The 12701-nt window shown below is 59.4% G+C and carries 14 protein-coding genes; 2 read left to right on the top strand and 12 right to left on the bottom strand.

The features are described from left to right. Nucleotides 1-164: 164 nt before the first annotated feature. The 5 genes from ASD36_RS05645 to ASD36_RS05665 form a co-directional block, all read right to left on the bottom strand. Nucleotides 165-1454, bottom strand: a complete 1290-nt coding sequence (locus ASD36_RS05645) for an RsmB/NOP family class I SAM-dependent RNA methyltransferase (protein ID WP_060500906.1) — start codon at nt 1452-1454, stop codon at nt 165-167. A 187-nt stretch (nt 1455-1641) separates the two neighbouring features. Beyond that, the gene (locus tag ASD36_RS05650; protein ID WP_112834647.1) at nt 1642-2043 is read right to left on the bottom strand and encodes a septal ring lytic transglycosylase RlpA family protein; all 402 of its coding nucleotides are present in this window, start codon (nt 2041-2043) and stop codon (nt 1642-1644) included. Between the two features lie 458 nt (nt 2044-2501). Next, complete coding sequence (locus tag ASD36_RS05655; protein ID WP_060500908.1) at nt 2502-3374, bottom strand: SDR family oxidoreductase; 873 nt, start codon at nt 3372-3374, stop codon at nt 2502-2504. Beyond that, the gene (gene queG / locus ASD36_RS05660) at nt 3374-4534 is read right to left on the bottom strand and encodes a tRNA epoxyqueuosine(34) reductase QueG (protein WP_060500910.1); all 1161 of its coding nucleotides are present in this window, start codon (nt 4532-4534) and stop codon (nt 3374-3376) included. Before queG ends, ASD36_RS05655 begins: the two co-directional genes overlap by 1 nt. An 11-nt stretch (nt 4535-4545) precedes the next feature. Beyond that, a complete protein-coding gene (locus ASD36_RS05665; protein WP_060500912.1) occupies nt 4546-5238 on the bottom strand; it encodes a glutathione S-transferase family protein in 693 nt (230 codons plus the stop codon). A gap of 179 nt (nt 5239-5417) precedes the next feature. Here ASD36_RS05665 and ASD36_RS05670 point away from each other — a divergent pair, with 179 nt between their 5' ends. Beyond that, complete coding sequence (locus ASD36_RS05670) at nt 5418-6224, top strand: undecaprenyl-diphosphate phosphatase (RefSeq protein ID WP_060500915.1); 807 nt, start codon at nt 5418-5420, stop codon at nt 6222-6224. A 97-nt stretch (nt 6225-6321) separates the two neighbouring features. On the opposite strand, the gene ASD36_RS31005 is transcribed toward ASD36_RS05670, so the two are convergent. The 3 genes from ASD36_RS31005 to ASD36_RS05680 form a co-directional block, all read right to left on the bottom strand. Next, a complete protein-coding gene (locus ASD36_RS31005; protein ID WP_112834648.1) occupies nt 6322-6486 on the bottom strand; it encodes a hypothetical protein in 165 nt (54 codons plus the stop codon). A 250-nt stretch (nt 6487-6736) separates the two neighbouring features. Further along, nucleotides 6737-7717 (bottom strand): complex I NDUFA9 subunit family protein, encoded by a 981-nt coding sequence (locus ASD36_RS05675; RefSeq protein WP_060500917.1) that lies wholly within the window; start codon nt 7715-7717, stop codon nt 6737-6739. 121 nt (nt 7718-7838) lie between these two features. Beyond that, the gene (locus tag ASD36_RS05680; RefSeq protein ID WP_060501418.1) at nt 7839-8126 is read right to left on the bottom strand and encodes a DUF1330 domain-containing protein; all 288 of its coding nucleotides are present in this window, start codon (nt 8124-8126) and stop codon (nt 7839-7841) included. Nucleotides 8127-8276: 150 nt separating this feature from the next. Here ASD36_RS05680 and ASD36_RS05685 point away from each other — a divergent pair, with 150 nt between their 5' ends. Next, nucleotides 8277-9341: a right-handed parallel beta-helix repeat-containing protein gene (locus tag ASD36_RS05685; protein ID WP_060500919.1), complete on the top strand. Its 1065-nt coding sequence runs from the start codon at nt 8277-8279 to the stop codon at nt 9339-9341. On the opposite strand, the gene pyrF is transcribed toward ASD36_RS05685, so the two are convergent. The 4 genes from pyrF to dnaN form a co-directional block, all read right to left on the bottom strand. Beyond that, nucleotides 9342-10034 (bottom strand): orotidine-5'-phosphate decarboxylase, encoded by a 693-nt coding sequence (gene pyrF / locus ASD36_RS05690; protein WP_060512015.1) that lies wholly within the window; start codon nt 10032-10034, stop codon nt 9342-9344. A gap of 2 nt (nt 10035-10036) precedes the next feature. Further along, nucleotides 10037-10627, bottom strand: a complete 591-nt coding sequence (locus ASD36_RS05695; RefSeq protein ID WP_060500920.1) for a histidine phosphatase family protein — start codon at nt 10625-10627, stop codon at nt 10037-10039. 9 nt (nt 10628-10636) lie between these two features. After that, complete coding sequence (pmtA, locus tag ASD36_RS05700; protein WP_112834652.1) at nt 10637-11239, bottom strand: phospholipid N-methyltransferase PmtA; 603 nt, start codon at nt 11237-11239, stop codon at nt 10637-10639. A gap of 232 nt (nt 11240-11471) precedes the next feature. Next, complete coding sequence (gene dnaN, locus ASD36_RS05705; protein ID WP_060500924.1) at nt 11472-12590, bottom strand: DNA polymerase III subunit beta; 1119 nt, start codon at nt 12588-12590, stop codon at nt 11472-11474. Nucleotides 12591-12701: the final 111 nt, after the last annotated feature.

Here is a 12701-nt window from a genome sequence, read left to right on the forward strand (position 1 = left end):
AGCCGCGCGGCCCGATGGATGGACGTGGCTATTCAGCCCGGTTTTCATGGACCAAAATCAAACTTGTGTCAAAGTGTATAGTTTAGAATGTTTTCAATGTGGATGCGGCAGTAAAACCCGCCGCAAGACCTATTGTGACCCCGGCTAAAGCGTCTTCAGGGCGCTCAGCTTTTGCGGCCCATCAGGCAGAAGAAGAAGCCGTCGGTATCCGTCGATGCCGGCGTCAGCGTCACGGTCTTCATGTCCGCGGACCAGGGTTGCCGCTTGTCGGTGCCGAACAGATCGGCCCAGGCGTCGGCGGCCGACAGGATTTCAAACTCGGGATTGTCCTCGCAGAACGCGTAGACCTGCGCCTCGTTTTCCTCTGGCAGAACCGAACAGGTGACGTAGATCAGATGACCACCGGGGCGCACGAAGGATGAAGCACCGGCCAGCGCTTCCTGTTGCTGGCCCAGCCGCTCCTCAAGGTTCTTCTGCGTCAGCCGCCACTTTGTGTCCGGGCGGCGGCGCCAGGTTCCGGTGCCGGTGCAGGGTGCATCGACCAGCACACGATCGAACTTGCCGGTAAACGGCTTCAGCCCCTCCAGCCGGTCATGGACCTGCACATTGCGGGTGCCCGCGCGCTTCAGCCGCTCGATGATCGGGGCCAGGCGCTTGCGGTCCGTGTCATAAGCGTGGATCTGGCCCTTGTTGTGCATGGCTGCGGACATGGCCAGCGTCTTACCGCCGCCACCGGCGCAATAATCGAGAATCTGCTCGTTTTCCTTCGGCATGACAAGATCGGAAACGATCTGCGAGCCTTCGTCCTGGACCTCGAACCAGCCCTTTTCGAAGGAGATTTCGGCAGTCACGTTGGGAAGGCGCGAGGCGCCCTCGCCCGCTTTGACGCGAATGCCGTTGCGAGCAATCGCTGCCGGTTCGACGCCGCTGCGATCCAGTGCCTTCAAGACCTTGTCGCGGGTCGCCTTCAGCGTGTTGACGCGCAGGTCGAGCGCCGGACGGCCAGCCAGAGCCTGTGCCTCCTCCAGCCAGTCTTCATCGAAATTTTCTTCAAAGGACGGCTGCACCCATTCCGGGATATCGCCCTGAACATGCAGCGGCGCATCGTCGAGCGTGCGGCTGGCAAAGGCAGCAACCATTTCGGCGGTCAGGGGCTCGGGCGCAAACCTGTCGCCATCCAGTTCCGCGGCCAGTTGTTCGGGCGAAACGCCCCACTGGCGGAACATCACGGCATGGCCGAGCGCGGTCGCGCTGTCGCTGTCCATCAGATAGGCGTGGGAAAGTTTCATGCGCAGCGCGTCATAGACGATATTGCCGATCGCGGCGCGGTCGCCGGACCCGGCAAACCGATGGGCCAGCCCCCAATCCTTGAGGGCATCGGCCACGGGACGCTTGCGCGTTTCGATATCGGCAAGAACCTCAATGGCTCCGGCGAGCCTGCCACCCAGTCGCATCTTTCAAACTCCATTTTCCGCCGTGGTAGCGGTGATGGCCGTCAAGAGCAAGCCGGGAGGTGCTTGCGTGTGACGAATGCTGACCAGATGGGAGGCTATGGTCATTACCGGAAGGCGAAATCCTTGCCCGGATGACCCGTATCAAATCCATCCGGAACAATTCCCGGACAGGCGTGTTGTTCTGCCGTCAGCCGACGACGCGATAACAGATGCTGGCGGTGCCGGAGTTGATCATGCCGATATGGGAAGCGGCGGCCTTGGAGAGATCGAGCACACGGCCGCGAATGAAGGGGCCACGGTCATTGATGCGAACGACGACGGTCTTGCCATTGCGCTTGTTGGTGACGGCAACCTTGGTGCCGAACTTGAGATTGCGGTGCGCGGCGGTGAGGTAAGATGCATTCATCCGTTCGCCGGACGCGGTGCGCGACGTCAGGGCGTACCAGGATGCCCCACCGCAATTACCAGCCTTGGCCGGAGTAGCCTTTGCCTGACCAGGTGCAGCCTGGCTTGGTGTCACTGCAGTAAAAGTTGCCCCCAAGGCAAAAGCTGCAGCAAGAGCAGCAGACGTGATCTTCATCTTGATCAAACAGATGACCCCTTCGCTTGAAATTTAGTTAAGTCTTACGAAGGCTTGGGTTTTCAGGGGGAAAAATGGCGAAAACGTGCTTCAACCTTTAACGTTGCATTAGGAAATATTACCAATCTCCGAAAAATTAAAATTACGAAATTTTGAAATTCTGTCACAAAGCTGCAGAAGTGCTTTGGATTCAGGCGTTAGTCTGCCAAAGGCCGTTCACATCGGCGTGAACATCTATCGGTTCAAGAAAAAGGATTCAATTTTTTGAAATTTGCCAAATCCGGCTGATTTTGAAGCTAGAGAATCCAGTATTCCCGTTATAGGTGTACAAAAATGGCAGCACTACGGAGATATTCTTGTCATTTTCCTAGACCAAACGGTCATGGATACAACGATATTTGGCCACAATTTATCTGGTCTATCAGAGACAGATCATAGACTATCCGAACCGCCTTTTACTTGAAATATCAGCCGCGCCAGTGGCCGTTACTCCACAATTCCGCTAGCGAAATCCGATAGTCTGGGAAGCGGAAGACGAATCCGAGATCACGCAGCCGTGTATTGGAAACACGCTTGTTCTCTCCATAGAAAGACCGCGCCATTGGTGAAAGCTCGGCGGTTTCAAAGGGCATCTCCGGCGGCGGCTCAACGCCCATCAGGCGGGCGGCTTCGGCGACAATATCCTGCGGCGGCGCCGGCTCGTGATCCGTGACATTATAGATGCCGCCAATCGAACGGCCGGAGAGAAAGACGGCAGAGCCGGCAATATCCTCGACACGGATGCGGTTGAAGACCTGATTGGCCTTGATCAGGCGGCGCGCGGTTCCAGCGGCAAGATTGCAGAAAGCATTACGGCCGGGCCCATAGATACCGGAGAGCCGCAACACCGCGACGGGTATATTGGCGGCCTCACCGAAGGCCAGCCACGCCTGTTCAGCAGCAACCCGCTCGACGGACCGGGCGGAGACCGGTTCCAGCGATGCCTCCTCCGTCACCCATGCGCCGCCATGATCGCCATAGACGCCAACCGTCGAGAGGTAGCCAGCCCATTGCAAATTCGGCATCAAGCCGGCAAGCGGCGATGCGCCGGGACGCATCACCGGATCGCCGTCCCGGCCGGGCGCGATCGACTGGATGAGATGCGTCGTCTGCTTCATGGCAGCGGCAAGTTCGGGCGAGATCGTCACACCGTCATACACCAGTGCATCGAGGCCCAGATCACGCAGACCAGCGAGCTTGTCTTCAGAGCGCGTTGTCCCGGTCACTGATTGCGCCAGCGGCAAAAAAGCCTTGGCGATTGCCGATCCGGAAAAACCGGCGCCCAGAACCAGAACATGCATCAGTCAACTCCTGCCAGTTTCCATTCGGCGAGCACCTCGGAATCGGTCTCGTCCTGCCGTCTTGCCGCAAATTCGGAGAAATCACCAGCCGTCATCAAGCGCGACAAGGCCCAGATCGCCATCCCCCGCACGGCCGCCGACGGATCACCCGCCAGACCAAGACAGAGCTCGGCCAAGCCCGCCTCGCCGGAATTTCCAGCTGCAATCAGACAGTTGCGGACAAACCGGTCACGGCCGATACGCTTGACCGGTGAGCCGGAAAAGAACGTGCGAAAAGTGGGATCATCGAGCGTCAGCAGAAACGACAGCGGCGGCTCCTTCAGGTCCTCGCGCGCCTTCAGCTTCATCTGGGAGGCAGCGGCGGCAAACTTGTTCCACGGACAGGCCGACAGGCAATCGTCGCAGCCATAAATCCGGTTGCCGATCCTTGGGCGAATGGCGGGATCGATCGGGCCTTTATGCTCGATCGTCAGATAGGAAATGCAGCGGCGCGCATCGATCCGGTAGGGTGCCGGAAATGCATCCGTCGGGCAGGCATCGAGGCAAGCGCGGCAGGAACCGCAGTGATCCCGTTCCGGCGTATCAATCGAAAGGTCAGCGGTGGTGAACAGGCTGCCGAGAAACAGCCAGGAGCCGAACTCACGGCTGACGAGATTGGTATGCTTGCCCTGCCAGCCAAGGCCGGCCTGCTCAGCCAGAGGCTTCTCCATCACGGGGGCCGTATCGACGAAGACCTTGACGTCCTCGCCTGCCCGCGCAGCAAACCGGGTTGCCACTTCTTTCAGCTTGCCCTTGATCACATCATGGTAATCGCGATTGCGGGCATAAACGGAAATGGCGCCGCGTTCCGGCTTATCAAGGATGGAGCGCGGGTCTTCGTCCGGCCCGTAGTTCATGCCGAATAAGACGACGGAGCGCACGTCGCTCCAGAGCACGCGAGGATCGCCCCGGCGGTCGGCCGTGTCAGCCATCCAGTCCATCGTGCCGTGATAGCCTTCGGCGAGGAAATCGGCGAGACGTTCCGGCGCCTGCGGAATGGAAGCGGGCAGCGTCACCCGGCAGACATCGAAACCCTTGTCGCGGGCTTCGTCCTTCAGGAAGCTGGTCAGCGTCCGGCGCCGCTTGTCATGCTTCTCCTCCAGGAGCGCATTGCCGGGCACCGAACCGCTCCTTAAAAATCGAGATCGGCGTAATGGGAAACCGGCGTGACGCCACGCACACGCTCGGCCAGCAGCGGGCGGAACGACGGACGCGACTTCAGACGCTGATACCAATCCTTCACAGCCGGCGCTTCCGACCAGTCGATTTCACCGAGATAGTCCAGAACCGAAATGGCAGCCGCTGCAGCAAGATCGGCATAGGACAACCGGTCGCCGGCCAGATAGGTCCGCGAACCGGCAAGCCAGCCGAGATATTTCAGGTGCTGGCGGATATTCGAGCGCGATGTGCGCAGTATTTTCGAATCCGGGGCGCCGCCACCCTGATCGGGCGTCATCTGCAGCTTGAAGATACGCTCCCGCACCAGGGGCCGCGTCACGTCGGCTTCCATCTTCTGCAGGAACCATTCGACCAGACGGCGGATTTCCGCGCGCTGGAACGGGTCTTCCGCCAGAAGACGGCGATCGCGCTTCAGCACGCCATGGGTTTCGTCGACATATTCGGAAATCACCATCGCGCCACAGAGTGCCCGCATGCTGTCATCGACATAGACCGGCAAGGTGCCTGCTGGATTGAGCGTCAGGAAATCCCGCCGCTTTTCCCAAGGCTGCTCCTCCGCCAACTCCGTCTGATAGCCGTATTCCGACAGGATCAGACGGACGAACCGGGAGGATGTGGACATCGGGTGGTGATAAAGTGTCGGCATAAGCTATCGGATTTCGTCAGTTCGGTTGGGAGGGGGGTGGCTGTCTCGTGGCGGTTTCGTCTGGCCACGCTGCGTTAGAAAAAGCTATAGGAACTTGCTGCCGCAAACACAAGCGAATCAGCCAATGCCCTTCGTTGGCCCCAGAGCCTAACCTCCAATGCTTCAGGGAAGCTTAATTCATGGCCGATCAATCGATCATCAGTGCGCTTATCCTTGGCCTTATCGAAGGCCTGACCGAATTTATTCCGGTATCGTCCACCGCCCATGTCCTGCTCGCCGGGCATTTTCTTGGCTTCAAGTCCCCCGGCAATACCTTCGCCGTCCTCATCCAGCTCGGCGCGATCCTCGCCATCTTGCTGGTTTATTTCCAGCGCCTGCTGTCAATCGCGATGGCTCTGCCATCCAGCGCAAAGGCGCGGCGGTTTGTTCTCTCGGTCCTGCTCGCCTTCCTGCCGGCTGCCGTGATCGGCGCCATTGCGCATGACTTCATCAAGACCGTGCTGTTCGAAACGCCGATGCTGATCTGTGTCGTCCTGATCATCGGCGGCATCATTCTCTATGCAATCGATCGTATGCCGTTGAAGCCGATATACCGCGACGTCATGGATTATCCACCCTCGCTGGCCCTCAAAATCGGCCTGTTCCAGTGCCTGGCGATGATCCCCGGCACTTCGCGCTCCGGCGCTACGATTGCAGGCGCGCTTCTGATGGGAACCGACAAGCGTTCTGCCGCAGAGTTTTCGTTCTTCCTGGCGATGCCGACAATGCTCGGCGCCTTCACGCTTGATCTCTACAAAAACCGGGCCGCGCTCGACTTCAACGATGCAACGCTGATCGCCGTCGGCTTCATCGCCGCCTTCGTCTCCGCGCTGCTGGTGGTGCGCTCGCTTCTGAACTTCGTCTCCAGCCGCGGCTTCGCGCCATTTGCGATCTGGCGCATCCTCGTCGGAACGGCCGGCCTCATCGGCCTGTGGCTGTTCGGTTAAGCCCAATAAAAAACCGCATGCACCTCAATGAAGAGAGTACATGCGGCTCCTGGCCCCCGCCATAGTCTGTGCCGCCTTCGCGAGAAGGCGGAAACTCTTATTCTGCAGCAAGCGTGCCGATCGACGCCGTCGTGCAGGGATCGACGCCATAGGCCGGCGCGCAACCGCTGTGATTGCTGGCGACCGTCTTCGGCGCAGCGAAGGATCCAGCCAGGATAATAAGTGCCGCGCACGCAAAGAAAATCGCGATCGACTTGCCCATAAAAAATGTGCCTCTCAAGGTGATATGATGGAGCCGGTTGTTCCTTGTGTGAACGATGCGGCGCGGCTGCTGTGTATGTGCTGGAACTGTCGTTATCAATATCGATACATGTTGAATCGACGGTAAAGACCAATCGCTTTTTTAAGTGAGGCAGAACTGCAACGTTTTATTCTGTGACGGGCAAAAAGAAGCTGCCGGGGAGTACCGGCGGCTCAATCAAACTGTAGATTTCAAGCGGTATGCGGCGCGATCAGGCGGCGCTGCCGGACCGGGAATACTGGCCCTGCGGACGGTAGCGCACCACATAGGATGGCAGCACGGCCTCGACCGACGTCGGCGCGATGCCGAACGCCTGCAGCGTGCGCCCTTCGGCCTGCGCATTCGAGGACACGACATTGTCGCTCTTCAGCAGCGTGACCTGATCGACAGTGAGCGGCGGCGCGATGAACGGGACCATCGAGGCGACAGAGCCGATCAGGGAAGCGATGCCAAACGGGATCGGCAGCAGGGTGCGCTTGCGATCGATCGTCTTCATGAGGATTTCGAGACAGTTCTTGAAGGTCAGCACTTCCGGGCCGCCGATCTCGTAAATCCGGCCCTTGGCAACCTTGCCTTCGACAGACTTGGCGACCGCTTCGGCAACGTCGGTGACATAGACCGGCTGGAACGCGGTTTCGCCACCGCCGACGAGCGGCAGCACCGGCGAGAAGCGCGACATTTCGGCGAACTTGTTGAAGAAACCATCTTCCGGTCCGAAGACGATCGACGGCCGCAGGATGACGGCGTCTGGAACGGTCTCCAGGATCGCCTTTTCGGCACGGCCCTTGCTGCGGGCATAGAGCGATTCAGCGCTGGCATCGGCCCCGATGGCGGACACATGCGTCAGTGTCGCACCAGCACCCCGTGCGGCTTCCGCCACGGCGCGGGCACCAAAATCCTGGACCGAATCGAATGTGTTGCGTCCACTCTCGAACAGGATGCCGACGCAGTTGACGACATGATCGGAACCCTGAGCCGCCGCATCGACCGACTTGCGGTAGCGCAGGTTGGCCTGAACGAAGGAAATCTGCCCGACATTGCCCAAAGGCTGCAGGAAACCGGCGAGATCCGGGCGGCGAACGGCAACCCGAATGCGAAAGCCGCGCTTGGCCAGAGCCCGCACGACATGCCGGCCGACAAACCCGGAACCGCCGAAAACGGTGACGAGCGGCGGGAGATTGGACAAAGTCATGGCACAGGCACTCCTGATCTGCAGTATGGCGTATATGAGCTACATAGCCCAATCGTCGGGCGACGGGAAGGCTTATCGCAAAGGCTTTTCTGCCGCTTTACGCCGCAGTTGCTGCAGTGCATCAGATACCTTCGACGACCACCATTTCCGCATCGGCACATTGCTGGCGAATGCCGGCAGCGACCTGATATTCCGCAGAGTGATAACAGTCGACGGCAGCCTGCAGAGATGGGAATTCAATCACCACGTTGCGGCCGCGCACATCGCCCTCCAATCGCTGGAAAGCGCCACCGCGTGCCAGAAAATTGGCGCCGTACTTCTCAAACGCCGGCTTTGCCGCAGAAACATAATCCTTGTAACGCTCGGCATCGCGGACATCGACCCGCGCAATCCAGTAGCCCTTGGCCATGGCAATCTCCCTAAATTCGTTGCAAGCCAGAATTATCGTTTCGGCTTCTTCCGTCAAATCATTTGACCGGTCAAGATATGGAAACGTCTCAGAAAAATGCGACAGCTTCACAACCGGCGCTTGAGCCGCACAAATCACGGAAGACCGAGCATGTTTGCCTACAGAAGAATTGCAGCGCTGTCCGGCGGACTATTTGCATTGTTCCTGTATCCCGGGGCACCCCAGGCCAAGCCCACGCAATGCAGTGCCAGCGTCTATGCGGCGGTAAAGGCTCCAGCGGCAAAACAGGATGCAACTGTCGAACTGCGCTGCAATCTGACCCTGTCGCCCGGCGATATCATCACCAAACGCCTGATCTTCTCTGGCGCCAATGCGTCGGGGATGACGCTGGACTGCAAGGGCGCCACGCTTGACGGATCGCGCGGCTCGGTCAACTTCAGCCGGCCGAGCATTCTCATACGCTCCACCAAAGGCAAAAACGGTGACTGGAGCGCACCATCGGATGTCACCGTGCGCAACTGCGTGATCAAAGGGGCGCTTCGCCTTCAAGGTCTGGGCACCAACGGCCAGGCGAAAGCCGTCCAATCGTCATCTCTGACTGCCGGCCATACGGCCTTTGCGCAGGCATCGGCGCCGACGCGAATCTCGCTTTCCGCCCTGACATTCATCGCTGATACCAGGGTGCCTCTCTATATCGGGCCAGGCGTCACAAAGGTCCGTGTCGAAAATTCCACCTTTACGGGACAGAGCGATGGGCCGGCCCTCTATCTCGATGCGGAGTCGGCGGAAAACACGATCTCGGGCAATCGGTTTGCAGTAAACAGCCGGCGCGAGCAGCTTGCCATCGATGGGGCGGCGAGAAACATGATCCGTGGAAATGTCTTCGACAATCCGGTCAATGGTGGCATTTTTGTCTATCGCAACTGCGGCGAAGGCGGCACGATCCGCCATCAGAAACCACAGAACAACACGATTTCCGGCAACACCTTCAAATACCAGATGGCATTCATGGCGAAGCCCGCCGTCTGGCTGAACTCACGCAACGGCGCGCAACGCTATTGCTTCCGCGACCCCGCACATCCCTTCGGCAGCAGCATCAGCTCGCTGGACTTCGCGCAGTTCAACACCGTGACAGGCAACCGCCTGATCGGCGGCAGCACTTCCCTCATTCGCAATACCGACCCGAGCAACCGGGTCGAGGACAACGGCAATTGATCAGAGCACGCCGCTCATTTCACCGAGAATAGCGCGGGCCGCGGCCTGCGGATCGGCGGCCTTGACGATCGGGCGGGCGACGACGAGATGACTGGAACCGGCGCTCAACGCATCGGCCGGCGTCATCACGCGCTTCTGGTCGCCCTTGTCGCTGCCGGCCGGGCGGATGCCCGGGGTGACGATCGCCATCTGCGGGCCAACGACCTTGCGGACTGCGGCGGACTCTTCAGCCGAGCAAACGATGCCCCCCATGCCAGCGGCGCGGGCCTGTTCGGCACGCCGCAGCACCAGCGTATGCGGATCGTATTCATAACCGGCGTCGATGACGTCCTGCTCGTCCATCGATGTCAGCACGGTAACACCAAGCAGGCAGAGATCAGAGCCTTTTGCCGCTTCAACGGCCGCCCGCATTGCCTTCGGATAGGCGTGCAGCGTCAGCATCGACATGCCCATCTTGGCGATATTCTCGACGCCCTTGGCAACCGTGTTGTCGATATCGAGCAGCTTCATATCGAGGAAGATCTTCTTGCCATCGGCGGCCAGATCACGGGCGAACTCAAGACCACCGGCAAAGGCCAGCTGGTAGCCGATCTTGTAGAACAGCACGTCATCGCCAAGCGCTTTGACGATAGCTTCCGCCTCGCCGATGGTTGGGATATCAAGCCCGACGATCAGCCGGTCACGTGCGGTCACAGTCATTTTTGCCATCCTTGCCAATGCTCCATGGCGGTCCAGTCGCATGCAAGGGAGCGGTCTGCAAGGGAAAATGCGTAGAGGCAGCCGCCACCCGCCAGTTGATCATGACTGCGTGAAATGGGCAGCCCCGCCAGGTGACATTTCAGCAGCGTGCCGACACCACCATGCCCGACGAAGGCAATCGGCTTTGCCGGATCATGCCGGTCCAATACCGAAGTGACCGCCGTCACAATCCGTTTCTGGGCATCGGCCGCCCGCTCCCAACCATGGAAACTCTGTTCTGGATTGGCGAAGAACCAGTTGGCCGCCTTCTCGAATTCCTCGGGCACCAAAAAACCTGTGGCCGAGCGGTCGTTTTCGCCGGAATGTTCCAGGACCTCCACCTCGACGCCGCCCGAACGCGCGAGGATTGCGGCCGTTTCCAGCGCCTTGGTCTCGTCGCTGGAAAGGATGCGGGAAAGCTGGCTGACCCAACTCTGCTGCGCCGTCCTTTCGGCGCGTCCGGCGCCGATCTCGGACAGCCCCCAGCGGGGAACCGGCACATCCGGTTCAAGCCGGATTTGCGGATGGGTAATGTAAACGCCGAACATCGACCGTCCTCAATGCGTCTTGCGGTAAACCCACAGCTGTGCGGGCGGAATGTTGCGGACGACGAAATCATAATGGGAAATCTGGTAACGATCGGGCATCGCAACAACGGGCGACAGCGGACCGTAGGAAATCTGGATGACCGGACGGCCAACGGGGATGCGCGACAGGAGATCATCGATCAGCGAGACCCGCATGTGCATCGGAAAGTTCAAAAGCGGTACGGCGGAAATGACGCTGTCGAATTGCTGGTCACGGCGTGGGCCAAGCGTCTTGTCGAGATCGAAGGCGTCTCCGTTGATGAAATCGACATCCGGATAGGTCTTGACTAGGTGCTGGTAGAAATCGGTGGAAAATTCGATCGACACCAGGTTTTCCGGCTGAACGCCCTTCTGCAGGATTGCCTTGGTGATGACGCCGGTGCCGGGGCCAAGCTCAAGAACGGGCAGGCCTGAATGCGGATTGACGACGCTCGCCATTCGCCGGGCAGTGATTCCGGATGTCGGCACGATCGAGCCGACAGCCTTCATATTGCTTCGCCAGCCCTTGAAGAAACGTATTTCCTCGTCGAATTTCTTGCCAAAACGCTCTTTCAGACGAAAATTCATGCGTATCTCCAGCAAAACTCGCCTGCTTCTCCAACCAGGCTTCATGCCTGCCGGCGCAAACGCAGCGTCTCCAACTCCGAAATGATTATGCGTTGCCACGAGCGACAAAAACAAGTCATTTCGCGTCATTAAATCAGTCTGCCAACAACCAGTTAATCCTGCTTTCGCCATCGGATAACTGCATACGAAAACGGCCGGATCAGGTCCGGCCGTTTTCCATCTCAAATTCCTGTCAGGCCTAAACCCGCATCGGCATCAGAACATAGAGAGCGTCATCGCCCGCCATGTCGCGCACCAGCGTCGGCGAGCCCGCATCAGCCAGCATGAAAACGGCATCGGTGCCGGAAAGCTGCGCGGTGATATCGAGCAGGTATTTGGCGTTGAAGCCGATTTCCAGCGGATCGCTGTCATAGCCGACAGGAAGTTCTTCCGTGGCGCTGCCCGAATCCGGGTTGTTGACCGTCAGCGTCAATTGTCCGTCCGACAGCGCCAGCTTGACGGCGCGGCCGCGCTCGGACGAAATCGTCGAGACGCGGTCGACAGCCTGGGCGAAGGACTGGCAATCGATCTTCAGTTCCTTGTCGTTATTGGCCGGGATGACGCGCTGGTAATCCGGGAACGTGCCGTCGATCAGCTTCGAGGTCATGATGATCGAACCGATGGTCAGGCGGATCTTCGCATCCGATACTTCGACGGTAACGACCACATCCGGGTTGTCGACCAGCTTCTGCAATTCGCTGACGGTCTTGCGCGGGATGATGATGCCCGGCATGCCTTCCGAACCCGACGGCGCTTCGAGGTCGGCGCGGGCAAGACGATGGCCGTCGGTGGCGACGGCGCGCAGCTTCAGCTGGCCCTTGCTCTCGATCGTGTGGATATAGATGCCGTTCAGGTAATAGCGGGTCTCTTCCGTCGAGATCGCAAACTGGGTGCGATCGATCAGCATCTTCAGGTCCGTCGCCTTGATGCGGAAGGTGTGGGTGAACGCGCCGGCGGTCAGATCCGGGAAATCGGACTGCGGCAGGCATTGCAGCGAGAATTTCGAGCGACCGGACTGGACGGTCATTGCCGTGCCTTCGGCATTGGTGGCGAGCGCCACTTCCGAACCATCCGGCAGCTTGCGAACGATATCGTAAAGCAGATGCGCCGGCACCGTCGTCGCGCCGGGCGTCTCAACCTGTGCCGGTGTCGCTTCGGTAATTTCGAGGTCGAGGTCGGTTGCCTTCATTTCGAGGCTGGCGCCGTCGGAGCGCAAAAGCACGTTCGAGAGGATCGGAATGGTATTGCGACGCTCGACCACACGGTGAACGTGGTTCAGCGACTTCAGGAGATTGGACCGCTCGAGAGTAATGCGCATGAGATGCTACCGCTTTCAACCATCGCCGGGCGGGCCGCGCCTCCCGGCTTGAACTTTTGAAGTGTCCCCTTTCGGACGGGGAAGATGTGGACGGGCAAAATGGCAGAAACA

This window comes from Rhizobium sp. Root1334, assembly GCF_001426665.1.
GTDB lineage: Bacteria > Pseudomonadota > Alphaproteobacteria > Rhizobiales > Rhizobiaceae > Pararhizobium.

Bases quoted from the DNA above. Each gene is read 5' to 3' on its own strand.
- ASD36_RS05670 (WP_060500915.1), top strand. From the start codon at position 5,418: ATGGCCGATCAATCGATCATCAGTGCGCTTATCCTTGGCCTTATCGAA.
- ASD36_RS05685 (WP_060500919.1), top strand. From the start codon at position 8,277: ATGTTTGCCTACAGAAGAATTGCAGCGCTGTCCGGCGGACTATTTGCA.
- dnaN (WP_060500924.1), bottom strand. From the start codon at position 12,590: ATGCGCATTACTCTCGAGCGGTCCAATCTCCTGAAGTCGCTGAACCAC.
- ASD36_RS05645 (WP_060500906.1), bottom strand. From the start codon at position 1,454: ATGCGACTGGGTGGCAGGCTCGCCGGAGCCATTGAGGTTCTTGCCGAT.
- ASD36_RS31005 (WP_112834648.1), bottom strand. From the start codon at position 6,486: ATGGGCAAGTCGATCGCGATTTTCTTTGCGTGCGCGGCACTTATTATC.
- ASD36_RS05680 (WP_060501418.1), bottom strand. From the start codon at position 8,126: ATGGCCAAGGGCTACTGGATTGCGCGGGTCGATGTCCGCGATGCCGAG.
- ASD36_RS05665 (WP_060500912.1), bottom strand. From the start codon at position 5,238: ATGCCGACACTTTATCACCACCCGATGTCCACATCCTCCCGGTTCGTC.
- ASD36_RS05675 (WP_060500917.1), bottom strand. From the start codon at position 7,717: ATGACTTTGTCCAATCTCCCGCCGCTCGTCACCGTTTTCGGCGGTTCC.
- ASD36_RS05695 (WP_060500920.1), bottom strand. From the start codon at position 10,627: ATGTTCGGCGTTTACATTACCCATCCGCAAATCCGGCTTGAACCGGAT.
- ASD36_RS05655 (WP_060500908.1), bottom strand. From the start codon at position 3,374: ATGCATGTTCTGGTTCTGGGCGCCGGTTTTTCCGGATCGGCAATCGCC.